20 protein-coding genes are annotated in these 23,635 nt (G+C 72.7%); 14 read left to right on the top strand and 6 right to left on the bottom strand.

Going from position 1 to position 23,635, the window contains the following annotated elements; genetic code table 11:
* The first annotated feature begins 63 nt into the window (after nt 1-63).
* Complete coding sequence (gene glgP / locus H563_RS0102685; protein ID WP_022881073.1) at nt 64-2,625, top strand: alpha-glucan family phosphorylase; 2,562 nt, start codon at nt 64-66, stop codon at nt 2,623-2,625.
* Between the two features lie 68 nt (nt 2,626-2,693).
* On the opposite strand, the gene glgX is transcribed toward glgP, so the two are convergent.
* Complete coding sequence (gene glgX / locus H563_RS0102680) at nt 2,694-4,739, bottom strand: glycogen debranching protein GlgX (RefSeq protein WP_027479019.1); 2,046 nt, start codon at nt 4,737-4,739, stop codon at nt 2,694-2,696.
* Nucleotides 4,740-4,758: 19 nt separating this feature from the next.
* Here glgX and H563_RS0102675 point away from each other — a divergent pair, with 19 nt between their 5' ends.
* Nucleotides 4,759-5,931, top strand: coding sequence for a cysteine desulfurase family protein (locus H563_RS0102675; RefSeq protein WP_022881071.1), 1,173 nt, complete (start codon nt 4,759-4,761; stop codon nt 5,929-5,931).
* 178 nt (nt 5,932-6,109) lie between these two features.
* Here the strand turns inward: H563_RS0102675 and H563_RS0102670 are convergent, their stop codons facing one another.
* Complete coding sequence (locus H563_RS0102670; RefSeq protein ID WP_022881070.1) at nt 6,110-6,643, bottom strand: EXPERA domain-containing protein; 534 nt, start codon at nt 6,641-6,643, stop codon at nt 6,110-6,112.
* Between the two features lie 58 nt (nt 6,644-6,701).
* On the opposite strand from H563_RS0102670, the gene mnmA reads away from it, so the two are divergent.
* From mnmA to gatB, 6 genes are read left to right on the top strand one after another with little or no spacing between them, the layout of a single operon-like run.
* Nucleotides 6,702-7,808, top strand: coding sequence for a tRNA 2-thiouridine(34) synthase MnmA (gene mnmA / locus H563_RS0102665; RefSeq protein WP_027479017.1), 1,107 nt, complete (start codon nt 6,702-6,704; stop codon nt 7,806-7,808).
* Nucleotides 7,805-8,557, top strand: coding sequence for an aminoglycoside 3'-phosphotransferase (locus H563_RS0102660; RefSeq protein ID WP_022881068.1), 753 nt, complete (start codon nt 7,805-7,807; stop codon nt 8,555-8,557). The genes mnmA and H563_RS0102660 overlap by 4 nt, the downstream gene beginning before the upstream one ends.
* A gap of 34 nt (nt 8,558-8,591) precedes the next feature.
* Entirely contained in the window at nt 8,592-10,883 is a 2,292-nt protein-coding gene (gene ligA / locus H563_RS0102655; protein ID WP_022881067.1) for an NAD-dependent DNA ligase LigA, read from the top strand.
* A gap of 38 nt (nt 10,884-10,921) precedes the next feature.
* Nucleotides 10,922-11,221 (top strand): Asp-tRNA(Asn)/Glu-tRNA(Gln) amidotransferase subunit GatC, encoded by a 300-nt coding sequence (gene gatC / locus H563_RS0102650; RefSeq protein WP_022881066.1) that lies wholly within the window; start codon nt 10,922-10,924, stop codon nt 11,219-11,221.
* A 5-nt stretch (nt 11,222-11,226) separates the two neighbouring features.
* Nucleotides 11,227-12,753: an Asp-tRNA(Asn)/Glu-tRNA(Gln) amidotransferase subunit GatA gene (gene gatA, locus H563_RS0102645; RefSeq protein WP_022881065.1), complete on the top strand. Its 1,527-nt coding sequence runs from the start codon at nt 11,227-11,229 to the stop codon at nt 12,751-12,753.
* Nucleotides 12,753-14,252: an Asp-tRNA(Asn)/Glu-tRNA(Gln) amidotransferase subunit GatB gene (gatB, locus tag H563_RS0102640; RefSeq protein ID WP_022881064.1), complete on the top strand. Its 1,500-nt coding sequence runs from the start codon at nt 12,753-12,755 to the stop codon at nt 14,250-14,252. The genes gatA and gatB overlap by 1 nt, the downstream gene beginning before the upstream one ends.
* Here gatB and H563_RS0102635 read toward each other — a convergent pair.
* Nucleotides 14,227-15,039 (bottom strand): AraC family transcriptional regulator, encoded by an 813-nt coding sequence (locus H563_RS0102635; protein ID WP_022881063.1) that lies wholly within the window; start codon nt 15,037-15,039, stop codon nt 14,227-14,229. The genes gatB and H563_RS0102635 overlap by 26 nt on opposite strands.
* A gap of 65 nt (nt 15,040-15,104) precedes the next feature.
* Here H563_RS0102635 and H563_RS0102630 point away from each other — a divergent pair, with 65 nt between their 5' ends.
* The 3 genes from H563_RS0102630 (at nt 15,105) to H563_RS14650 (ending at nt 17,339) form a co-directional block, all read left to right on the top strand.
* Nucleotides 15,105-15,611 (top strand): VOC family protein, encoded by a 507-nt coding sequence (locus H563_RS0102630; protein WP_022881062.1) that lies wholly within the window; start codon nt 15,105-15,107, stop codon nt 15,609-15,611.
* 73 nt (nt 15,612-15,684) lie between these two features.
* On the top strand, nt 15,685-16,944 hold the full coding sequence (locus H563_RS0102625) for an RNA polymerase sigma factor (RefSeq protein ID WP_022881061.1): 1,260 nt from the start codon (nt 15,685-15,687) through the stop codon (nt 16,942-16,944).
* Nucleotides 16,941-17,339, top strand: coding sequence for a YciI family protein (locus H563_RS14650; protein WP_022881060.1), 399 nt, complete (start codon nt 16,941-16,943; stop codon nt 17,337-17,339). The genes H563_RS0102625 and H563_RS14650 overlap by 4 nt, the downstream gene beginning before the upstream one ends.
* 119 nt (nt 17,340-17,458) lie before the next feature.
* Here H563_RS14650 and H563_RS0102615 read toward each other — a convergent pair whose 3' ends face one another.
* Nucleotides 17,459-18,331 (bottom strand): alpha/beta fold hydrolase, encoded by an 873-nt coding sequence (locus H563_RS0102615; RefSeq protein WP_022881059.1) that lies wholly within the window; start codon nt 18,329-18,331, stop codon nt 17,459-17,461.
* A gap of 59 nt (nt 18,332-18,390) precedes the next feature.
* On the opposite strand from H563_RS0102615, the gene H563_RS0102610 reads away from it, so the two are divergent.
* Both H563_RS0102610 and H563_RS0102605 read left to right on the top strand, forming a co-directional pair.
* A complete protein-coding gene (locus tag H563_RS0102610) occupies nt 18,391-19,920 on the top strand; it encodes a DUF7059 domain-containing protein (protein ID WP_022881058.1) in 1,530 nt (509 codons plus the stop codon).
* 34 nt (nt 19,921-19,954) lie between these two features.
* Nucleotides 19,955-20,404, top strand: a complete 450-nt coding sequence (locus H563_RS0102605; RefSeq protein WP_022881057.1) for a DUF3054 domain-containing protein — start codon at nt 19,955-19,957, stop codon at nt 20,402-20,404.
* 365 nt (nt 20,405-20,769) lie between these two features.
* Here H563_RS0102605 and H563_RS0102600 read toward each other — a convergent pair whose 3' ends face one another.
* Nucleotides 20,770-21,429, bottom strand: coding sequence for a DUF1345 domain-containing protein (locus tag H563_RS0102600; protein WP_022881056.1), 660 nt, complete (start codon nt 21,427-21,429; stop codon nt 20,770-20,772).
* 34 nt (nt 21,430-21,463) lie between these two features.
* On the opposite strand from H563_RS0102600, the gene H563_RS0102595 reads away from it, so the two are divergent.
* Entirely contained in the window at nt 21,464-21,967 is a 504-nt protein-coding gene (locus H563_RS0102595; protein WP_022881055.1) for a PaaI family thioesterase, read from the top strand.
* Here H563_RS0102595 and H563_RS0102590 read toward each other — a convergent pair.
* Nucleotides 21,938-23,635, bottom strand: coding sequence for a long-chain-fatty-acid--CoA ligase (locus tag H563_RS0102590; RefSeq protein ID WP_022881054.1), 1,698 nt, complete (start codon nt 23,633-23,635; stop codon nt 21,938-21,940). The genes H563_RS0102595 and H563_RS0102590 overlap by 30 nt on opposite strands.

The following is a 23,635-nucleotide window of genomic DNA, read 5'->3' as shown; positions in this document are numbered from 1 at the left end:
CGAACCTATCGCGTCCGCTCCGGGTTACCCCACGGAAACGTGCCGTCGCTAGGGTGAGGCGGTGTGAAGGCCATCCGCAGATTCACCGTCCGCGCCGTCATCCCCGAACCGCTCTCGGCACTGGAGGAACTGGCCCTCAACCTGCGCTGGTCGTGGCATCAGCCCACCCGGCGTCTGTTCCGCTCCATCTCGGCGGAGGCGTGGCATCAGACCCACGACCCGATCGCCGTGCTGGGCGCCGTGGAGCCGCAGCGGCTGGAGGAGCTCGCCGCCGACGACGCCTTCGTGCACGAGGCCAACGCGCTGCGCGACGAGTTGCGGCGCTACCTCTCCGAGCCGCGCTGGTATCAGGAGCAGGAGGGGGCGCCGGAATCCATCGCGTACTTCTCACCCGAGTTCGGCGTCGCCGCCGCGCTGCCCCAGTACTCGGGCGGCCTCGGCATCCTCGCCGGCGACCACCTGAAGTCGGCCAGCGACCTCGGCATCCCCCTGATCGGCGTCGGGCTGTTCTACCGCTCGGGCTACTTCGCCCAGTCGATCTCCGGCGACGGCTGGCAGCAGGAGTCCTACCCGGTGCTCGACCCCGACGGCCTGCCGCTGTCGGTGCTGCGCCAGCCCGACGGCATGGCCGCCCGCGTGAGCCTCGCCCTGCCCGACGGGCGCGACCTGTCGGCGCGCATCTGGCTCGCCGCCGTCGGCCGGGTGAAGCTGCTGCTGCTCGACACCAACATCCGCGAGAACGACGACGAGCTGCGCTCGGTCACCGACCGGCTGTACGGCGGCGGCGGCGAGCACCGGCTGCTGCAGGAGCTGCTGCTCGGCATCGGCGGCGTGCGGGCGCTCGGCCTTGCCACCGAGCTGCTCGGCGTGCCCACGCCCACCGTGTTCCACACCAACGAAGGGCACGCCGGGTTCCAGGGCCTCGAGCGCATCTCCGACCTGATCGGGGAGGGGCTCACCTTCGACGAGGCGCTGCAGGTGGTGCGCGCCGGCACGGTGTTCACGACGCACACGCCGGTTCCGGCCGGCATCGACCGCTTCGAGAAGCCGCTCATCGAGCGCTACTTCGCCACACCCGAGCTGCTGCCGGGCGTCTCGCTGGAGCAGGTCCTGGCGCTCGGCGCCGAGACGCAGCAGGGCGGCAATCCCGACGTGTTCAACATGGCGATCCTGGGGCTGCGGCTCGGCCAGCACGCCAACGGGGTGGCGAAGCTGCACGGCCAGGTGTCGCGGGCCATGTTCGCGAACCTGTGGCCGGGCTTCGACGTCGAAGAGGTGCCGATCACCTCCGTCACCAACGGCGTGCATGCGCCGACCTGGGTCGACTCGACCCTGGTCACGCTCGCCGAGGTGAAGCTCGGCACCGCCGACACCACGCGCGCCGACTGGCAGAGCGACGCTTTGACGGATGCCGAGCTGTGGGCCGCCCGCAACGAGATGCGCGCCGCCCTCGTCGCCGACGCGCGGCGCCGCGTCGCGGCGGCGCACGAGGTGACCGGCGGCCTCGCCCCGTCCTGGACCCAGCAGGTGCTCGACCCGAACACGCTGACCATCGGCTTCGCCCGCCGCGTGCCCACCTACAAGCGGCTCACCCTGATGCTGCACGACAAGGAGCGGCTCAAGCGCATCCTGCTCAACCCCGACCGGCCCGTGCAGATGGTCATCGCCGGCAAGTCGCACCCGGCCGACGACGGCGGCAAGCGGCTCATCCAGGAGCTGTACCAGTTCGCCTCCGACCCCGAGGTGCGCAGCCACATGGTGTTCCTGCCGAACTACGACATCACCATGGCGCAGACGCTGTACCCGGGCACCGACATCTGGCTGAACAACCCGCTGCGCCCGCTCGAGGCGTGCGGCACGAGCGGCATGAAGGCGGCGCTGAACGGGTCGCTGAACCTGTCCATCCTCGACGGCTGGTGGGACGAGTACTACGACGGCGAGAACGGCTGGGCGATCCCCTCCGCCGACGCGGCCGGCGACGCGGCCGAGCGCGACGCCCTCGAGGCCGCCGCGCTGTACGACCTGATCGAGAACCAGATCGCCCCGCTGTTCTACGACCGCGACGCCGACGGCACGCCGTCCCAGTGGCTCGGGCACGTGCGCTACTCGCTGAAGACGCTGTCGCCCGAGCTGTCGGCCGACCGCATGGTCAAGCAGTACGTGACGCGGCTCTACACGCCGGCGCACGGCTACGCCGTGAGGCTGACGGATGCCTCCTACCAGGCGGCCCGGGAGCTGGCGGCCTGGAAGGCGAGGGTGCAGGCGGCGTGGCCGCAGGTCGCGGTGTCGCTCGTCGAGTCCGGCGGGCTCGACGCGGTTCCCCAGGTCGGCGACGAGCTGCACGTGCGCGCCCACGTGGCGCTCGGCTCGCTCCAGCCCGACGACGTGCACGTGCAGGTCGTCTACGGCCACAGCGAGACCAGCGACGAGATCACCGGGCTGCGCTACCAGGACCTCGACCTCGACACCGCCGCCGCGGCGCAGGACGGCGCCGGCACCACGCCGTTCAGCGGCACGGTCGTGCTCGACCGGGCCGGCGCCTTCGGGTACACGGTGCGGGTGCTGCCGAAGAACGAGCTGCTCGCCTCCGACGCCGAGCTGGGCCTGGTCGCCTCGGCGACCTGAGGGCTGCGGCCTTCAGGCATCCGTCACACGCAGCCGCGCGTCGGGCGCAGCCGCACGCCAGGGACGCGTCAGGAGCAGCGGAACAGCTGCATCGACGCGGGCGAGACCGCGACCCGGTCGCCCGGCGCGTAGTCGCGCGTCTCGGTCTTCGGGGTCTCCTCGGCGCTGTCCCACAGCAGCGTGTAGCACCGCACCCCGGGGTGCACCGGGAGGGTCACCTCGATCGGGTCCTCGACGCCGTGCACGACGAGCAGGATGCGGTTGGGCGCCTCGCGTTCCGGCGTCGAGGAGGCGAGGTACTGCAGGGTGCGCGCCGACGGGTCCTGCCAGTCGTCGAGCTCCATGGTGTTGCCGCCGGCGTCGTACCAGTCCATCTGGCTCGCCTGCGGCACGTGCTCGCCCAGCTTGGCGTAGCGCCTCGGCCGCACGGCCGGGTTCTCGCGCCGCAGCCGGGTGAGCTCTGCGGTCACGGCGGTGAGGTGCTCGGCATCCGTGTCGCGCTCCCAGCTGACCCAGGTCAGCTCGTCGTCGTGGCAGTAGGCGTTGTTGTTGCCCTGCTGACTGCGGCCGAACTCGTCGCCGGCCGAGATCATCGGCACTCCGGCCGACAGCAGCAGGGTGCCGAGCAGGTTGCGCATCGCCTTGCGCCGGTCGGCGCGGATCTTCTCGTCGGTCGTGGGGCCCTCGGCCCCGTGGTTGAACGAGCGGTTGTTGTCGGTGCCGTCGCGGTTGAATTCGCCGTTGCCGAGGTTGTGCTTGGTGTCGTAGGAGACGAGGTCGGCGAGCGTGAACCCGTCGTGCGCGGTGACGAAGTTGACGGATGCGAGCGGGCCGCGCTCCGCGCTGAAGGTGTTGGCCGAGCCCGCGAGCCGGGTCGCGAAGCCGCCGATGCCCGTCGTGGCCTGGCCGCTGTGCCGGGCGTCGGCGATGTCGCGCAGCCAGAACTGCCGCACCCGGTCGCGGTAGCGGTCGTTCCACTCGCTCCAGCCGTCGGGGAAGTTGCCGGTCTGCCAGCCGCCGAGGCCGACATCCCACGGCTCGGCGATGAGCTTGACACCCTGCAGCTGCGGGTCGTTCACGAGGCCGTTCAGCAGCGGGTGCTCGCGGGTGTAGGCGCCCGTCTCGTCGCGGCCGAGCGTCGCGGCGAGGTCGAAGCGGAACCCGTCGACCTGGCAGGCGTTCGCCCAGTAGCGCACCGAGTCGAGCACCAGCTGCGGGGCGGCGTCCTGCCCGAAGTCGACCGTGTTGCCGCACCCGGTGACGTCGTAGTACGTGCCGTCGTCGAGCTGGCGGTAGTAGCTCGAGTTGTCGATGCCGCGGAAGCTCGTGCGCGGGCCGCCGATGCCCTCCTCCGAGGTGTGGTTGTAGACCACGTCGAGGATCACCTCGAGCCCCGCCTCGTGCAGCAGCTTCACCATGCCCTTGAACTCGCGCAGCACCGCGGTGGCGCCGGCGGCCTGGGCGGCCTTGGTCGCGTAGAGGGCGTGCGGTGCGAAGAATCCGACCGTGTTGTAGCCCCAGTAGTTGGTCAGGCCCTGCCGCACCAGGCGCTGCTCGCTGGAGAGGCTGTGGACGGGCAGCAGTTCGACGGCGGTGATGCCGAGGTTCTTCAGGTACTCGATCGTGACGGGGTGGGCGAGGCCGGCGTAGCTGCCGCGCAGCTCCTCGGGCAACTCGGGGTTGAGCTTGGTGAGGCCCTTGACGTGCGCCTCGTAGATGACGGTGCGGTCGAGGTCGTGGCCGGGCTTCGCGACGCCGCCCCAGTCGAAGGCGTCGTCGACCACGACCGCCCGCCACTCCTTGGCGCGCAGGCGCTGCACCCCGCGCGCGTACGGGTCGAGCAGGAAGGTGCTCGGGTCGAAGGCGTGGCGCGGGCCGTCGGGGCCGTCGACGCGCAGCGCGTAGCGCCGACCCGGCGTGAGCTTGGGCGAGGACCCCGACCAGACGTTCCCGGCCCCCTTGGTCAGCGGCACCGACTCGACCAGCCAGTCCGGATCCTTGTCGTCGAAGAGGCACAGCTCGATGCGTGTCGCGTTCGCGCTCCAGACGCCGATCGTCGCGCCCGTCGCGGTGCGCGTGACCCCCAGCGGCACCACGGGTGCGTCTTCAGCCATGGCGTCTACAGTAACGAGCATGCCGGTCTATCTTGACCACGCGGCGACCACCCCGATGCTCCCCGAGGCGATCGACGCGTACGCGCGAGCGCTCGCCGAAGTGGGCAACCCGTCGTCGATCCACTCGGCCGGGCAGCACGCGCGCCGGGTGCTCGAGGAGGCCCGCGAGCAGGTCGCCGCCTCGCTCGGCTGCGACCCCATCGAGGTCGTCTTCACCTCCGGCGGCACCGAGGCGATCAACCTCGCCCTGAAGGGCACGTTCTGGGCGCGGCCCGGCCACCGGGTGGTCGCGCCCGAGGGCGAGCACCACGCCACCCTCGACACGATCGAGTGGCTGGTCGCGCACGAGGGCGCCGAGGCGGCCCGGGTGCCGCTCGACGCCGACGGGTTCGTGCGCACGGATGCCTGGGCCGAGGCCCTCTCGACGGGCGACGTCGCCGTCGCCACCGCCCTGTGGGCGAACAACGAGGTCGGCACGATCGAGCCGGTGGATGCGTTGGCGGCGGCCGCCCGGGAGGCGGGGGTGCCGCTGCACCTGGACGCCGTGGCCGCGTACGGGCACCTGCCCATCGACTTCCGGTCGCTCGGGGTCGCCGCCCTGAGCGTCTCGGCGCACAAGATCGGCGGGCCGGTCGGAATCGGCGCGCTGGTGCTCTCCCGCACCGCGCCGGTCGTGCCGCTCGTGCACGGCGGCGGCCAGCAGCGCGGCGTGCGCTCCGGCACGCAGGACGTCGCGGCGGCGAGCGCGTTCGCGGTCGCGGCATCCGTCGCCGTGCGCGAACTCGCCGAGCGCAACGCGCGCCTCGCCGCCCTGCGGGACCGGCTCATCGCCGGGGTGCGGGCGGCCGTGCCGGCGGCGCGGCTGTCGGGGCCGGAGGGCGACGACCGGTTGTCGATGAATGCGCACTTCACGTTTCCCGGCGCGCAGGGCGACTCGCTGCTGTTCCTGCTCGATGCGGCAGGCGTCGCCGTGTCGACGGGGTCGGCCTGCCAGGCGGGCATCCCCGAGCCGTCCCACGTGGTGCTCGCGATGGGCCGCTCGGAGGAGGAGGCGCGCGGGGCGCTGCGCATCACTCTGGGGCACACCTCGACGGAGGCCGATGTCGACGCGTTCCTCGCGGCGCTGCCGTCGGCCTACGAGCGGGCGGCCGCGGCCGGGCTCTCGAACCGCGAGACGGTGCTCGGGCGGTAGCCGGGGTGGCTCGGGTCAGCCGGGTGCTGCCGGAGGGCTGGGTGCTGCCGGAGGGCTGGGTGCTGCCGGAGGGAAGGGAATCCGTGCGACACGCGGCGCCCGGGACGCAGGCATGGGCGCGTCGCGCTGATTCTCTTCCCTCGGTGCGATCAACAAGATCGGTTCACAGGAGCACCCGTCACCACCCCCGGGTGAAGGGGAGCGGCTTGCGCATGCGGATGAGCAGCAGCAGCGGGAACAGGATGTAGGGCGCGTTGAAGGCGAGGAACACGGCCGGGTTCGGGGTGGCCTGGCCGGCGGGGCCGAAGAACTCGACGCCGAAGATCGGGATGCCGGTGAGCGAGATGATCATCGTCGCGTAGATCACGCTCGGCAGCTGGATCCAGTTCCAGCCGCGCACGATGGCGAAGTCCAGCAGCACGTAGAAGATCACGTAGACGAACGCCGAGGTGCCCGAGATGAACCTCAGCCACAGCGGGTGCGACTGGTACAGCGGGTCGAAGTTGCTCGCGTACCAGTAGTTCCAGCGCACGAGCAGGTTCGGCGAATTCGCGACCTGGTCGAGGCCGAGCCCTTCGACCGAGTCGCTGATAATGCACGTCACGATGAAGACGCTGAAGATCACCAGGAACAGGATGTCGACGGGGCGCTCGCGCAGCGGCAGATTGGCGGGGCGCGCGGGGCGATCGGATGCGGCGACGGCGGTGCTCACGAGGCGACGCTAGTACGGGCTCAGGCCGCGTGCGGGCAGCGAAACGTACACTCGAGGCATGCGTGTTCTTGCAGCCATGAGCGGGGGAGTCGACTCCTCGGTCGCGGCCGCCCGCGCGAAGGACGCGGGACACGACGTCGTCGGCGTGCACCTCGCCCTCTCGCGCATGCCGGGAACCCTGCGCACCGGCAGCCGCGGCTGCTGCACCATCGAGGACGCGATGGACGCCCGGCGCGTGGCCGACCTGATCGGCATCCCCTTCTACGTGTGGGATTTCTCGGAGCGGTTCAAGGAGGACGTCGTCGACGACTTCATCTCCGAGTACCAAGCCGGCCGCACCCCGAACCCGTGCATGCGCTGCAACGAGCGCATCAAGTTCGCGGCGTTGCTGGAGAAGGCGCTCGCGCTCGGCTTCGACGCGGTGGTCACCGGGCACTACGCGTCGATCGTGACGGATGCGCACGGCAACCGTGAACTGCACCGCGCCGCCGCCTGGGCCAAGGACCAGAGCTATGTGCTGGGCGTGCTGACCGCCGAGCAGCTGAAGCACGCCATGTTCCCGCTCGGCGCCACGCCGTCGAAGGCCGAGGTGCGCGCCGAGGCCGAGGCCCGCGGCTTCGCGGTGGCGAAGAAGCCCGACAGCCACGACATCTGCTTCATCCCCGACGGCGACACCCGAGGCTGGCTCGGCGAGCACGTCGGCATCTCGAACGGCGCCATCGTCGACCGGTCCGGCGCGGTCGTGGGGGAGCACCAGGGCGCGCACGCCTACACCGTCGGCCAGCGCCGCGGGCTCAACCTCACCGTTCCCGCGCCCGACGGCCGGCCCCGCTTCGTGCTCGAGGTGAAGCCCCAGACCAACACCGTCGTCGTCGGACCGAAGGAGGCCCTCGACATCGCGCAGCTCGCCGGTTCGCGGTACACCTGGGCGGGCCGGGCGCCCGAGCACCCCGAGCGGGAGTTCGCCTGCGAGGTGCAGATCCGGGCGCACGCCGACCCGGTGCCGGCCCGCGCCGCCGTCCTCGGCGGCGAGCTGGTGATCACGCCGGAGCATCCGATCAACGGGGTCGCGCCCGGTCAGACGGCGGTCGTCTACGTCGGCACGCGCGTGCTCGGGCAGACCACGATCGACCGCACCGTCAGCGCCGTGCCCCTCGGCGCGTGACCTCGAAGGCCCTCGCCGGGCCGCCGCCCGCCGAGCCGGCTGTGCCGCAGGCGGTGCTCGCCTTCGCCGCGGGGGCGCCGCTGCGGGCCGTGTGGCAGAACGAGGCCGGCGGGCTCACCTACCGCGTCGACGCTCCTGAGGGCGCGCGGTTCGTGAAGTGGGATCCGCGCGGCTCGAGCGAGTCGCTGAGAGACGAGCGCGAGCGTCTCGAGTGGCTCGCCGGCCGGTTCCCGGCGCCTCGCGTGATCGCCGCCGGCGTGGACGAGACGGGGGAGTGGCTGGCGACGGAGGGCCTGGACGCGCTCTCCGCGGTCGTCCCGCCCTGGTCGCAGCGGCCCGAGCTCGCCGTGCGCGCGATCGCACAGGGCTTGCGGATGCTGCATGACACGCTCGACCCTGCCGAGTGCCCCTTCTCGTGGTCGGCCGAGCAGCGCGTCGCCGCCGCCGCACGCCGGGGGAACCCGGTGCCGGCCGAGCTGCGCCGCGCCCCCGGGATCGACCGTCTGGTGGTGTGCCACGGCGACCCGTGCTCGCCGAACACGCTCGTCGCGCGGAGCGGTGAATTCGCGGGCATCGTCGACGTGGGCCGCCTCGGCACGGCGGACCGCTGGGCGGACCTGGCGGTCGCGTCGGCGAGCCTCGAGTGGAACTACGGCGTCGGCTGGGACGGGCTGTTCTTCGAGACCTACGGCGTCGCACCCGACGCCGAACGCATCGCCTACTACCGCGCGCTGTGGGACGCCACCTAGCCCGGGCGTCGGCGGTGCTCGGTAGCCTGAGCACGTGGCAGAACTGACCCAGCAGCAGGCCGCCGCCGAGGTCGCAGAGCTGACCGAGCGGATCACCGCAGCGCGCGACGCCTACTACGGCGCGGACGCGTCGCTCGTCGACGACGCGACGTACGACGCGTGGATGCGGCGCCTGGAGGAGCTCGAGCGGCTGTTCCCCGAGCTGGCCAGCCAGGACTCTCCGACGCAGACCGTCGGCGCGGCCGAGGCGACCGAGCTCGAGACCATCGTGCACGCCGAGCGCATGCTCAGCCTCGACAACGTCTTCTCGATCGACGAGCTGCGCGAGTGGTGCGCCAAGACCGAAGAGCTGGCCGGCCGCAGGGTCGACTGGCTGACCGAGCTCAAGATCGACGGGCTGGCGATCAATCTGCGCTATGAGAACGGCGTGCTCACCTCCGCCGCCACGCGCGGCGACGGGCGGATCGGCGAGCTCGTGACCGAGAACGCGCTGCGCCTCGACGACATCCCCGAGCGGCTGTCGGGGTCGGGGCATCCGCCCGTCGTCGAGGTGCGCGGCGAGGTGTTCATCCCGGTGGTCGAGTTCGAGAAGCTCAACGAGCTGCAGGCGCAGCTGCGCGAGCGCTACGTCGCCGAGCTGCGCGCGCGACACGAGGCGCGGCACGGGGCGGGGCAGTTCGACGAGGAGAAGGCGAAGACCGCCGCCGGGCGGCGGTTCCCCGCGTTCGCCAATCCGCGCAACGCGGCCAGCGGGGGGCTGCGGCAGCAGCTCGACAAGAAGAAGACGGCGCTCGAGCGCGAGGCATCCGTCGCCCGCATCGAGTCGCTGCGCCTCTACGTGCACGGCATCGGCGCCTGGCCCGACCCGCCGGTCGCCGCGCAGAGCGAGATCTACGACCTCCTGAAGTCCTGGGGCCTGCCCACCAGCCCGCACACGGAGATCTGTCACAGCGTCGACGAGGTCGCCGCGTTCGTCGAGCGCTACGGCGAGAGGCGGCACTCGATCGAGCACGAGCTCGACGGCATCGTCGTCAAGGTCGACGAGCTCGCCCTGCACGACGAGCTGGGCGCGACGAGCCGGGCGCCGCGGTGGGCCATCGCGTTCAAGTACCCGCCGGAAGAGGTGCAGACCAAGCTGCTGAACATCGTCGTCTCGGTCGGGCGCACCGGGCGGGCGACGCCCTACGCCGTGATGGAGCCGGTGCGGGTCGCGGGCTCGGTCGTGCGGCAGGCGACGCTGCACAATCAGGACGTCGTGAAGGCGAAGGGCGTGCTGATCGGAGACACCGTCGTGCTGCGCAAGGCCGGCGACGTGATCCCCGAGGTGCTCGGGCCGGTGATCGAGCGTCGTGACGGCACCGAACGCGAATTCGTCATGCCCGCGAACTGCCCCGAGTGCGGCACCCCGCTCGCCCCCGCGAAGGAGGGTGACGTCGACCTGCGCTGCCCCAACGGCAAATCCTGCCCTGCGCAGGTGCGCGGCCGCGTGGAGCAGATCGGCAGCCGCGGCGCGCTCGACATCGAGGCGCTCGGCGAGGTCTCCGCCGCGGCACTCACCCAGCCCGAGCGCCCGGCCGTGCCGCCGCTCGTCACCGAGGCGGGCCTGTTCGACCTGACCGTCGACGACCTGCTGCCGGTCGAGGTCGTGGTGCGCGACGTCGAGACCGGCCTGCCGAAGCTCGACGAGGACGGCGAGGCGAAGCTGCGCACCCCGTTCCGCCGCAAGGACGGCCAGCCGTCGGCGCAGGCGCTCACCCTGCTCGACGAGCTCGAGCGGGCCAAGACCAAGGAGCTCTGGCGCATCCTCGTGGCCCTCAACATCCGGCACGTCGGGCCGGTCGCGGCCAGGGCGCTCGCGAGCTATTTCGGGTCGCTGGATGCGATCCGGCAGGCGAGCCTCGAGCAGCTGGCCGAGGTCGAGGGCGTGGGCCCGATCATCGCCCAGGCGGTGCTGGACTGGTTCGAGGTCGACTGGCACCGCGAGATCGTCGAGCGCTGGGCGGCCGCCGGGGTGCGGTTCGCCACGCCGGGGCACCCGGGCCCGGGGGCGAACGCGACCGAGGGCGGCGTGCTGTCCGGCCTCACGGTCGTGGCGACCGGGTCGCTGGAGGGCTTCACCCGTGACGAGGCGAAGGAGGCGATCATCGCCGCGGGCGGAAAGGCGGCTTCCAGCGTCTCCAAGAAGACCGACTTCGTGGCCGCCGGGCCCGGCGCCGGCTCCAAGCTCGCCAAGGCCGAGGAGCTCGGCATCCCCATCCTCGACGCCGCCCAGTTCGCCGTCCTCGTCACCCAGGGCCCGGCCGGGCTGAGCCGTCCCGCCGAATAGGATGGTGGGGTACCCGCCCGCACATCCGACGGAGCTCCATGTCTGAAATCAGCACCGATCTGGTGCGCCATCTCGCCTCGCTCGCGCGCATCGACCTCTCGGAGGGCGAGCTGCAGAGCCTGACCGGCGAACTGGCCCAGATCGTCGACAGCATCGCGAAGGTCAGCGAGGTCGCGACCCCCGACGTCCCCGCCACGAGCCACCCGATCCCGCTGCGCAACGTGTTCCGCCCCGACGAGGTGCGCCCCTCGCTCACCGTCGAGCAGGCGCTGTCGGGTGCCCCCGAGCGCGAGGGCGACCGCTTCAAGGTGAGCGCCATCCTGGACGAGGAGCAGTGAGACGGATGCCTGAGCTGATCCACCTCTCGGCCGCAGAACTGGCCGCCAAGCTCGCCTCCGGCGAGGTCACCAGCGTCGAGGCGACCCAGGCGCACCTCGACCGCATCGCCGCCGTCGACGGCGACGTGCACGCCTTCCTGCACGTCAGCGACACCGCGCTCGACACCGCCGCCGCGATCGACGCCCGCCGCGCCGCCGGCGAGGAGCTGGGGCCGCTCGCCGGAGTGCCGGTGGCCATCAAGGACGTGCTGGCCACCAAGGACATGCCCTCCACGTCGGGCTCGAAGATCCTCGAGGGGTGGCTGCCGCCCTACGACGCGACCGTCGTCGCCCGGCTGCGCGCGGCCGACCTGGTTCCCCTCGGCAAGACCAACATGGACGAGTTCGCGATGGGCTCGTCCACGGAGCACTCCGCGTTCGGGCCGAGCCACAACCCGTGGGATCTGACGCGCACCCCGGGCGGCTCGGGCGGCGGGTCCGCCGCCGCCGTGTCCGCCTTCGAGGCGCCGCTCGCGCTCGGGTCGGACACCGGCGGGAGCATCCGTCAGCCGGCGGCCGTGACCGGATCGGTCGGCGTCAAGCCCACCTACGGCGGGGTGAGCCGCTACGGCGCCATCGCGCTGGCCAGCTCGCTCGACCAGGTCGGGCCGGTCAGCCGCACCGTGCTCGACGCGGGCCTGCTGCACGACGTGATCTCAGGCCACGACCCGCTCGACTCGACCTCGCTCACCGACGAGTGGCCGTCGATGGCCGACGCCGCCCGCCGCGGCGGCACCGGGGAGGCGCTGACGGGCCTCAGGGTCGGCGTCGTGCGCGAGCTGTCCGGCGAGAACGGCGGCTTCCAGGCCGGCGTCAAGCAGCGCTTCGACGAGACGGTGGCCGCCCTCACCGCCGCCGGCGCCGAGGTCGTCGAGGTCGAGGCGCCCAGCTTCGAGTACGCGGTCGCCGCGTACTATCTGATCCTCCCGGCCGAGGCCTCCAGCAACCTCGCCCGCATGGACTCCGTGCGCTTCGGGCTGCGGGTGCGCCCCGACTCGGGCCCGGCGACCGTCGAGCGGGTGATGAGCGCGACCCGCGACGCCGGCTTCGGCGCCGAGGTGAAGCGCCGCATCATCCTCGGCACCTACGCCCTGTCGGCCGGCTACTACGACGCCTACTACGGCAGCGCGCAGAAGGTGCGCACCCTGATCCAGCAGGACTTCGCCCAGGCGTTCGACAAGGCCGACGTGCTGATCAGCCCGGCCGCGCCGACCACCGCGTTCGAGCTCGGGTCGCTCGTCGACGACCCGCTGGCGATGTACCTGAACGACGTCACCACCATCCCCGCCAACCTCGCCGGCATCCCCGGCATGTCGATCCCCATGGGCCTCGCCCCCGAGGACGGCCTGCCCACCGGACTGCAGCTGCTCGCCCCCGCGCACGCCGACGCCCGGCTGTACGAGGTGGGCGCCGCGATCGAGACGATGCTGACGGATGCCTGGGGCCACGACCTGCTCAGCCAGGCGCCCCTTCTCAAGGAGGCCGTGAAGTAATGGCGAAGGACAAGCTGCTCGACTTCGACAAGGCGATCGAGCTGTACGAGCCCGTGCTCGGCTTCGAGGTGCACGTCGAGCTGAACACGAAGACGAAGATGTTCTGCGGCTGCGCGAACGCGTTCGGGCAGGGTGCCAACACCAACACGTGCCCGACCTGCCTGGGGCTGCCGGGCGGGCTGCCGCAGGTCAACGAGAAGGCGATCGAGTCGAGCATCCGTCTCGGCCTCGCGCTCGGCTGCGAGATCGCGGAGAACTGCCGCTTCGCGCGCAAGCAGTACTTCTACCCGGACCTCGCGAAGAACTTCCAGACCTCGCAGTACGACGAGCCGATCGCGTTCGACGGGGAGCTCACGCTCGAGCTCGCCTCCGGCCGCGAGATCACGGTGCAGATCGAGCGGGCGCACATGGAGGAGGACGCCGGCAAGCTCACCCACGTGGGCGGCGCGACCGGGCGCATCCAGGGCGCGGAGTACTCGCTGGTCGACTTCAACCGCGGCGGCGTGCCGCTGGTCGAGATCGTGACGAAGATCATCGAGGGCGCCGAGGCGGATGCTCCGGAGGTCGGCCGCGCCTACGTGGGCGCCATCCGCGACATCGTGCGCGCCCTCGGCGTCTCGAACGCGCGCATGGAGGAGGGCAACATCCGCTGCGACGCGAACGTGTCGCTGCGCCCCCGCGGCTCGACCGTGCTCGGCACCCGCACCGAGACCAAGAACGTGAACTCGCTGCGCTCGGTGGAGCGCGCGGTGCGCTACGAGATCCAGCGTCAGGCGGCGATCCTCGAGGCCGGCGGCACGATCACGCAGGAGACCCGGCACTGGCACGAGGACACCGGCACCACGAGCGCCGGCCGGCCGAAGTCCGACGCCGACGACTACCGCTACTTCCCCGAGCCCGACCTGGTGCCCGTGGCGCCGAGCCGCGAGTGGGTGGAGGAGCTGCGCGCCACGCTGCCGGAGCCGCCGATGGCGCGCCGCAAGCGGCTGCGCGAGGCGTGGGGCTTCACCGCGCTCGAGTTCCAGGACGTGGTGAACGGCGAGCTGCTCGACGCGGTCGAGGCGACCGTCGCCGCCGGCGCGAGTCCCGCCGACGCGCGCAAGTGGTGGACGGGCGAGCTCACCCGCATCGCCAACGCGCGCGGCGTCGCCGCCGACACGCTGGTGACCCCGCAGCAGGTCGCCGAGCTGTCGGGCCTGATCGCGAGCGGCGAGCTGACCGACCGGCTGGCGCGGCAGGTGCTCGAGGGCGTCATCGCCGGCGAGGGCTCGCCCGCCGAGGTCGTGGAGAAGCGCGGGCTGAAGGTCGTCTCCGACGACGGCGCGCTCATCGCCGCGATCGACGAGGCGCTCGCCGCGCAGCCGGACGTGCTGGCGAAGATCCAGGACGGCAAGGTGCAGGCCGCCGGCGCCGTCATCGGCGCGGTGATGAAGGCGATGAAGGGCCAGGCCGACGCCGCCCGGGTGCGCGAGCTCATCCTCGAGCGCGCCGGGCAGTAGCGGCGAACGCGCGCGGCGTCGCCCCGACCGTGGCGGCGAAGTCGCGGCTGAAGTGCGGGTAGTCGGCGTAGCCGAGCTCGGCGGCGAGGGCGCTGAGGTCGGCGCCGGGCCGCGCGCGCAGTCGGTGCGCGGCCTCCTGCAGCCGGCGGCGCTGGATCAGCCACTTGGGCGACAGCCCGATGTAGCGGGCGGCGAGCCGTTCGAGGCGCCGCTCGCTCAGCCCGAACCGTGCCGCGAGCTGGTCGACGCGGGTGACGCCGGCGTCGGCCTCGACCCGCGCGCAGATCGCATCGATCAGTTCGTCGTCGGGCTGCGGGGCGGGCAAGCGGGCGAGCAGCCACCGCTCGAAGGCGGCGATGGCGAGCGGATGCCGCGCCGCGGCGTCGCCCGCACCCGCCAGCGCCGCCCCCACCTCGGCCGCCGGGCCGTCGTCGAGCGGCAGGGGTGCGCCGGCGAGCTCGGACAGTAGGCGGCCCGCGAGGCGGTGCCCGGCCGACGGCTGCAGCAGCGCACCGAACGCGCGGCCTTCGCCGCGGAGCTGCTTGACCGACAGCTCGGCCACCGGCGGGTAGAGGGTGACGGCGCCGCCTTCGACGACGAGGTTGGAAGCGGGGTAGACGAGGACCGGGATCTCGACGCTCCCGCCCTCGGGCAGCGACCACTCGGGGATCCAGTAGTGCCGCACGAGAGCCGCCGCCGCGCCGGCGGCCGGGTAACGGGCGACCCGCACCGGCCCGGCGACCGGGGCGAGCGGGCCCTTGCTGACCACGTCCTCGTGCTGCGCCATGGGAGCCAGACTAGGTGTCGGAAAAGTTCAAGACGAGGCATCCGTCGCCTGCCTAGCGTGCACGCATGAGCAACTCGAACGCCGGCCGCCCGCCCGGCTACACCGCACTCACCCCCTACCTCGTCGTCGACGGCGCGGACGCCGCGATCGCCTTCTATCAGCAGGTGTTCGGCGCGACCCTCGTGAACCGGCTCGACGGCGTCACGCCCGACGGCACCCCGTATGTCGGGCAGGCCGAGCTCGACTTCGGAGGATCGGGCCGCCTGCAGCTCTCCGACCCGCAACCCGGGTTCGGGCTCGTCGCCCCCGACCCGGCCGCCGAGGGCGTCTCGCAGTCGATCGTCGTGTACGTCGACGACGTCGACGCGGTGGTCGCCCGTGCGCTCGAGCGGGGCGCGGAGGTCAAGGAGCAGCCCTCCGACTTCGTCTCCGGCGACCGCTTCGCCGCCTTCGTCGACCCGTTCGGCCGCCGCTGGAGCGTCATGACCCGCGACCCGGCCGTCTCTCCGGAGGAGTCGTGGCGCCGCGTCGAGGACTGGTGGCGCAGCATGATCGGCGGCACAGTGTCGTAATTGTCGATCCGCCGCTGTCGGCTCCGACCCTCACGTGACAGCCTGAATCGCTGACACGCAAGGGAGGGCGCAGATGGCCGCCGGAACCGACACGATCTTCGACGCCAACGTGCGCGCCGTGATCCCGCTGGTGACCGGCGCCCTCGCGCGCCGCTACGGCAACCTCGCCGACTGCGAGGACGCCGTGCAGGAGGCGCTGGTCGAGGCATCCGTCAGCTGGCCCGTCGACGGCCGGCCCCGCGACGTGCGCGCCTGGCTGCTCACGGTCGCGCGCCGCCGCTACATCGACGCGGTGCGATCGGATGCCGCGCGCCGCGCTCGCGAGGAGCGCGATGCCGTGCTCGACGTCGGCGGCGCCGAGGGCTCCGCGCGCGACGACTCCCTGGCGCTGCTGGTGCTCTGCTGCCACCCGGCGCTGCGGCCCGCCGCGCAGGTCGCGCTCACGCTGCGCGCGGTCTGCGGGCTGACCACGGAGCAGATCGCGGCCGCCTTCTACACGACGCCCACGACGATGGCGCAGCGCATCACCCGCGCCAAGCGCACCATCGACGAAGCGGGCCGGCGCTTCGTCTGGCCCGGGCCCGGCGAGGTCGCCGAGCGCGCCGCTGCGGTGCGCACCGCCCTGTACCTGATGTTCAACGAGGGCTACGCGCCCACCGGGGGAGAGCTGCCGGTGCACGGCGAGCTCGTCGCCGAGGCGATCCGCCTGACCCGCCTGCTGCATGCCGCGCTGCCCGCCGACCCGGAGACGACGGCGTTGCTCGCGCTGATGCTGCTCACCGACGCGCGCACGGCCGCCCGGGTCGACGCGCACGGCGACCCCGTGGCGCTGCCCGACCAGGACCGCGCGCTGTGGGACGCGGCGAAGCTCGCCGAGGGCCGCCGCCTGGCTGCGCGGGCGCTGGTCGGAGGACCGGCGTCGCCGCTCGCGGTGCAGGCCGCCGTCGCCGCCGTGCACGCCGCGGCACCGAACGCGGCGGCGACCGACTGGGAGCAGATCCTCGGCCTGTACGACGTGCTGGTGCGGCTGCAGCCCGGGCCGGCGGCCCGCCTCGCCCGCGCCGCGGCGGTCGGTATGGCGCGGGGGCCGCTGGCCGGGCTGGCGGAACTCGCCGAACTCGAAACCGACGAACGCCTCGCCCGCAGCCACCGGCTGCTCTCCGTGCGGGCCGGGCTGCTCGAGCAGGCCGGCGCCCTCGAGGCCGCAGGGGCCGCGTATTCCGAGGCGGGCATGAAGACGTCCAACGCCGCGGAACGGCGCTGGCTCGAGGCGCAGGCGCGCCGGCTGGACCACCAGAAGGATCGACCGAAAGAAGAGGAGGGCGCATCATGACCGACGCCACCACGCACTACCTGCTGCTCTACACGGATGCGCCGGACGGCGAACCGTGGAGCGAGGAGTCCGACGACATCGCCGACTGGCTCGAGTCCGTCGCAGACGGCATCCGGATCACGGGCGAGCGGCTGACCGGCGCCACCGAGGCCCGCCGCATCACGAAGCGGGCCGGCGAGGTCACCCAGGTCGACGGGCCGTTCCCCGAGTTCAAGGAGTGGTTCGCCGGCTTCGACCTCGTCGCCGCCCCCGACCTCGAGACGGCGAGCGAGATCGGCTCGCGGCATCCGTGCGCCCGCTTCGGCCGGGTCTACGTGCTGCCGCTCAGGCACGTCCTGCAGCCCAACGAGCTGCTGCTCGCGACCGTGCGGGCGCGCGGAAGCGCCGCGGTCTGAGCGGGCGGGGTGACCGGCCCGAGCCGGCCACCCCGGCAGCTGGCGGCGGTGGCCGCGCATCGGTACCGTGCTGGACCCGGACCGCTGACGCAGCGACGGGCGGAACGGCGCATGCGACGTCACGCCCGGGTTCGCGCGGCGAGCCAGGCGAGCGCCTCCGGTGCGGTGTCGAGCGCCGTGATGTGTCCCGCGTCGGCGACGAGACGCAGTTCGGCGGTGGGACAGTGCGCGGCGAGCCACCGGCCGTGCGCGGGCGGGACCATCCTGTCCGTCTCGCCGTGCACGATCAAGACCGGCACGCGGATCGCCTCGGGCCGGAAGCCCCACGGCCGGACGCCGGCCAGGGTGTCTTCCAGCTGGCCCTCGTCGCCCTGCTCCATCGCCTGACCGGCCACGCCGGCCAGCCACTCCCAGTCGCCGCCGAGGGCCGCCACGTCGGCGTCGGTGAAGAAGGCGCTCATCTCCTCGGGTTCGGCCGCCGCCCAGTGCGCCGCCAGCGCCGCGCGCCCCTGGATCGCCGCTCGGTTCTCCGCCGCGATGCCCGGCGACCAGCCCGCGAACCAGTCCAGGCCGTCCGCATCGATCGGCGCCGGCGCGGAGACGCTCACGGCCGCGGTGACCCGCTCCGGCAGCAGCGCGGCGCAGGCGAGCGCGTGCGGGCCGCCGCCGGAGTGCCCGAGCACGGCGAAGCTGTCCAGGCCCAGCGCGTCGGCGATCGCGGCCACATCCGCCGCGGCCGAGGCGACGGTGCGGCCCTCGTGCGGGCTCGACCCGCCGTAGCCGGGGCGGTCGTAGGAGACCCAGCGCAGGCCGAGCGCCTCGGCCGCGGCGAACAGCGGCTCGGGCGGCGACCCGAGGTTGGGCGAGCCGTGCAGCCAGAACACCGGGAACGGCGATCCGGCCGCGCCGTCGCCGCGGCCCGTGCCGGTCAGCGCGTCGTAGACGCGCAGGATGCGGCCGTCGGGCAGCGTGAGGTCGGCTTCGGTCACCACGTCCGGCAGCCTAGGGGCCGCCCGGCCCGCGGCCCAGCCCGGCCTGGGATGATCGAAGGATGCCGAGACTCGACGACGCCCTGATCACCCCGCTCCGCGACGACCTCGGGGCCGCCGGCTTCACCGTCGACGGCGTGCGCGCCCTGTGGAGCGACGCGGCCGGGGCCGCGCTCACCCGCTCGCACCGGCTGCCGGCCGAGCGGGAGCTCGCGGCGGGCCGGGAAGCGGGGGAGCTTTCGGCCGCCGGCACCCTGGCGTGGCTGTTCGTGCTCGGGCTGCAGGTTTCGGAAGCGGAGCTGGAGGGGGCGCTGCCGCGCACCGGGGTGCGAGGGGCTCTCGGGCTCGGGCTGGTGGCGGCCGAGGCATCCGATCGCCTGCGCCCGCTCGTGGACCTGCGGCCGTACGCCTTCACCGACGGCGTCGGCTCCGCGCAGTGGTGGGTCTCCAGCGACCTCGGCGAGCTCGCGCTCGGCCACGCGCTCGAGGCCGACCACGTGCTCGGCATCGGGGGAGCCTCGAGCACCCTGTCCGGGCTGATCGTGCCACGGCCGGCCCGCCGTGCCCTCGACCTCGGCACCGGATGCGGCATCCAGGCGATGCACGTCGCCCGGTACGCGGGCAGCGTCGTCGCCACGGACATCTCGCCGCGCGCCCTCGAGTACGCCGCGTTCAACGCGGCGCTGAACGGCATCGGCAACATCGAGTTCCTGCTCGGGTCGCTGTTCGACCCGGTGGCGGGGGAGCGCTTCGACCACATCGTCAGCAACCCGCCGTTCGTGATCACTCCGCGCGTGGAGGAGGTGCCCGAGTACGAGTACCGCGACGGCGGGTTCGCCGGGGACGAGCTCGTCGAGCGGGTCGTGCGCGAGACGGGCGCGCACCTCGAGCCGGGCGGCATCGCCCAGCTGCTCGGCAACTGGGAGTACCGCGCCGGCGCCGACGGCCTGGACCGGGTGCGGCGGTGGACCGAGGGGCTCGACGCGTGGGTCGTCGAGCGCGAGCTGCAGGACGCGCCGCAGTACGCCGAGACCTGGATCCGCGACGGCGGCACCCGCCCGGGCGACGCCGCCTACGAGCGCTGGTACGCCGCCTGGCTCGACGACTTCGCCCGCCGAGACGTCGACTACGTCGGATTCGGCTATCTCACCCTGCGCCGGCCCGCCGACGGCGCGCCCACGCTCGCCCGCTTCGAGCAGGTCGAGACGAGCGGCGCGAACGAGGCCGGGCTGGGCGCGCACCTGGACGGTGCACTGGCCGCGCACGACCGCCTGGCCGGCATGACGGATGCCGCGCTCTCCGCCGCCCGTCTCGTCGTGTCGCGCGACGTCACCGAGGAGCGGCACTCCTGGCCCGGAGACGAGAACCCGACCGTGATCGTGCTGCACCAGGGCGGCGGGTTCGGCCGCGCCGTGCAGGCCGACCCGGCCCTGGCGGGGTTCGTCGGCGCCTGCGACGGGGAGCTCGCGGCCGGGCAGATCGTGGACGCGTTGGCGACGATCTTCGAGGTGGACGCCGGGGAGCTCGGCGCGCAGCTGCTGCCGGCCGTGCGCGAGCTCGTCTTCACGGGGTTCCTGGGCTTCGCCGAATGACCGACGCCCAGCCTGGGTCTGTGAGGATGGGAGCATGAGTTCTTCGCCCGCCGCCCGCCCCGATCCCCTGACCGACGACCCGCAGCGCTGGGTGTTCCTGTCGATCGTGCTCGACGTGGTGCTGGTGCTGCTCTTCGTGGTGATCGGCCGCGTCAGCCACGGCGAAGACCTCGGCGTCGCAGGGGTGATGCAGACGGCGTGGCCGTTCCTGGTCGGCGCGCTGCTCGGCTGGGCCGTGTCGCTCGCCTGGCGGCGCCCGATGGCGCTGCTGCGCACCGGTGTGCCGGTGTGGGTCGCCGCCGTCGCGATCGGCATGCTGCTGCGGGTCGCGAGCGAGCAGGGCGTCGAGACGAGCTTCGTCGTCGTCGCATCGATCGTGCTCGGCGTGTTCCTGCTCGGGTGGCGGGCGCTCGTCGCGCCGCTGATCCGCCGCCGCGCCCGCCGGGCCGCCGTGACCCGGGCCTCCGAGCGCGCGCGGCAGTAGCGCCTCCGCCCCGGCACGTCTGCCAGCCCCTGCTCCGCTCCCCATTCGTCGATTTGTGCTGCGCCAGGCCCGGTCTCGCGCCTCTATCGACGACTCGCCACCCCGGTCGCCGGCCATTCGTCGAATTGTGCTTGCCATGGTCGACCGGGGGACCATTCGTGACGAATGACCTGCAGGGCCGGCGGTTCGTCGATTCGTGCTCTGTCTGGGCCGACGCTGCGCCATTAGTGACGAATGGCTCGCGCGAGCACGGATGATTCGTCGAACTGTGCTCCCGCACCGCCGATCGCGCGCAGAAAGTGACGAATCGGCGGCGGGCGCGTCGGTTAGCGCCTCCGCCCCGGGCCGCCGGGCCGCGCCGCCCGTCAGCTGCCGAGGCCGACGACGAGGTTGATCGTCGAGGCGAGGATCACCGTGCCGAACAGGTAGGACAGCAGCGTGTGCCGCAGCACGATCGCCCGCAGCTTGCGCGAGCGCAGCGTCGTGTCCGAGATCTGGTACGTCATGCCGAGGTCGAAGGACAGGTATGCGAAGTCGGTGAAGACCGGGTCCTCGTCTTCCTCCGACGGGAAGTCGATGCCGCCCTCGGGGTGCCCGTAGTACTCGCGCGCGTACCGCTGCGCGTACAGCGTGTGCACGAGGAACCACGAGAGCGCGACGCTCACCAGCGCGACGGCCGCCGACACCGCCTGCACGGCCCCCTGGTCGTGGCTGGCGCGCAGCAGGATGATCGCCACCGCGCCGAGCGACGCGATGCTCGCTCCGATGATCAGCAGGTCGCCGACGACGATGCCCGGGTCCTCCCGGGTGGCGTGGTCGCGCAGCGCATCCGAGTCCATCCGGTACAGGTGCAGCCAGACCCACAGGGTGTACACCGTGCAGGCCGCGATCCAGCCGACGACCCCGGCGTACCACCACGAGGAGAGCAGCCCCGTGCCGACCCCAACGACCGCTCCGACCGCGAGCATCACCCCGACGCGTCGCGCGGCGAGGCTGCTGGGCCGGTCGTGTCTCGTCGAAGTCACGACACGATGCTCCCACCTGCCCTAGGCTCGGCTCATGACTGACACGGGGGTCGATCGCAAGCTGCTCGTCGAGTGGGAGGACCCGGCACCCGCCGCGGCCCGCATCCCGACCATGCCGGGCATCGACTACGTCAGGGGCTTCCTCGACGGCAGCTTCCCGATGCCGCCCATCGCGCGCCTGCTGGGCTTCGAGCTGACCGAGGCCGAACCGGGCCGGGTCGTGCTCGAGTGCGAGGCGGGCGAGCAGCACTACAACCTGATCGGCACCGTGCACGGGGGCCTCGCCTGCACCCTGCTCGACTCGGCGCTCGGCTGCGCGGTGCAGACCACGCTGCAGCAGGGCCAGGGCTACACCTCGATCGACATCGACGTGCGGTTCCTGCGCCCCATCCTCGCCGGCAGCGGCCGCCTGCGCTGCGAGGGCACGGTCACCAAGCCCGGCAGCCGGGTCGCCTTCGCCGAGGCGACGCTCGTCGACGGGCAGGGCCGTCTGGTCGCGACCGCGACCTCAAGCCTGGCGGTCTTCGCGCTGCAGTAGCAGCTCGCGCACCTTCTTGCGCAGCACCTTCCCGATCAGGTTGCGGGGCAGCTCGTCGAGCTGCACGATCTCCCGCGGCACCTTGTACGGGGTGAGCGAGTCGCGCAGGGCCGCCCGCAGGGCCGCCGGGTCGAACGGGGCGCCCGGCGCCATGACCACGGCGGCGACCACCCGTTCGCCGCTGTGCTCGTCGGGCAGGCCGACGACCGCGGCATCCGTCACGCCCTCGAGCGCGATGACCGCCTCCTCGACCTCCGACGGCGACACGTTGAAGCCCCCGGTGATGATGAGCTCCTTCTTGCGGTCGACGATGCGCACGAAGCCCGACTCGTCCATCACGGCGAGGTCGCCGGTGCGGAACCACCCGTCGCGCAGCGCCGCCGCCGTCTCGTCCGGGCGCTTCCAGTACCCGGCGAAGACCTGCGGGCCGGAGACGACCAGCTCGCCCTCCTGTCCGAACGGCAGCTCCTGCTCCGGGTCGTCGCGGTCGACGATCTTCGCCATGGTGCTCGAGACGGGGATGCCGATGCTGCCGCCCCGGCGCTCGTCGGTGAGCGGGTTGATGCACAGGATCGGCGAGGTCTCGGACAGCCCGTAGCCCTCGATCAGCATGCCGCCCGTGGCCTGCTCCCACTTCGCGACCATGGCCGGGTCGAGCGACATGCCGCCCGAGATGCCGAGGCGGATGCCCGCGAGCGACACCTTCTTCTCCGCCGCGCGCGCCAGCAGCCGGGCGATGATCGGCGGCACCGCGGGCAGGAAGGTGGCGGGGTGCCGTTTGTGCGCCTTCAGCACGAGGTCGGGGTCGAAGGCGGGGAACAGCACGAGGCGGGCGCCCATCGTCATCGCGAAGGTGAGCCCGAGGGTGAGCCCGTAGGCGTGGAAGACGGGAAGCATCGCGTAGACGACGCTCTCGCCCTTCTTCACGTCCGGGATCCAGGCGCGGCACTGCAGCGTGTTCGAGATCAGGTTGGCGTGCGTGAGCATCGCGCCCTTGGGCGTGCCGGTCGTGCCGCTGGTGTACTGGATGACGGCGAGATCGGATGCTCCGGGCCCCGGCACCTTCTTCGAGATGCGCCGGTGCTTCAGCAGCTCCGGCCAGGCGATCGCCGCCTTGGGCTTCTTCGCCCACAGCTTGTCCTTCGCCTCCCTGGCCTTCGCGACGGGAAGCTTCAGGGCGAGGCGCTGCGAGCGGGGCATGCCCTGCGTGATGTCGATCGAGACGACGGCGCGCACCTCGAGGTCGGCCGGCAGATCGAGCACCTTCTGGGCGACCTTCTGCCACACGATCGCGAACCTCGCGCCGTGGTCTTCGAACTGGTGCCGCAGCTCGCGGGCGGTGTAGAGCGGGTTGTGCTCCACCACGACCGCGCCGAGGCGCAGCACGGCGTAGAACGCGGCGATGTGCTCGGGGCAGTTGGGCAGCACGAGGGCCACCCGGTCGCCCTTCTTCACCCCGAGCCTGCGCAGCCCCTCGGCGGCGCGGTCGATCTGCTCGCCAAGCTGCCGGTACGTCGTCTCGCGTCCGAAGAAGTCGAGCGCGACGTTCCTCGGCCATTCGGCCACGGTGTCGGCGATGAGGTCGGGCAGGGATTCCGTCACGGGCGGGATCTCGGTGACCACGCCGGGGGCGTAGTGCGCGATCCACGGCTTCTGGGCCGAAGTCAT

This window comes from Gryllotalpicola ginsengisoli DSM 22003 (assembly GCF_000419445.1).
Taxonomy (GTDB): domain Bacteria; phylum Actinomycetota; class Actinomycetes; order Actinomycetales; family Microbacteriaceae; genus Gryllotalpicola; species Gryllotalpicola ginsengisoli.
Note: the sequence above shows the minus strand (reverse complement) of the source record. Positions and strands in the feature narration are given on the sequence as shown.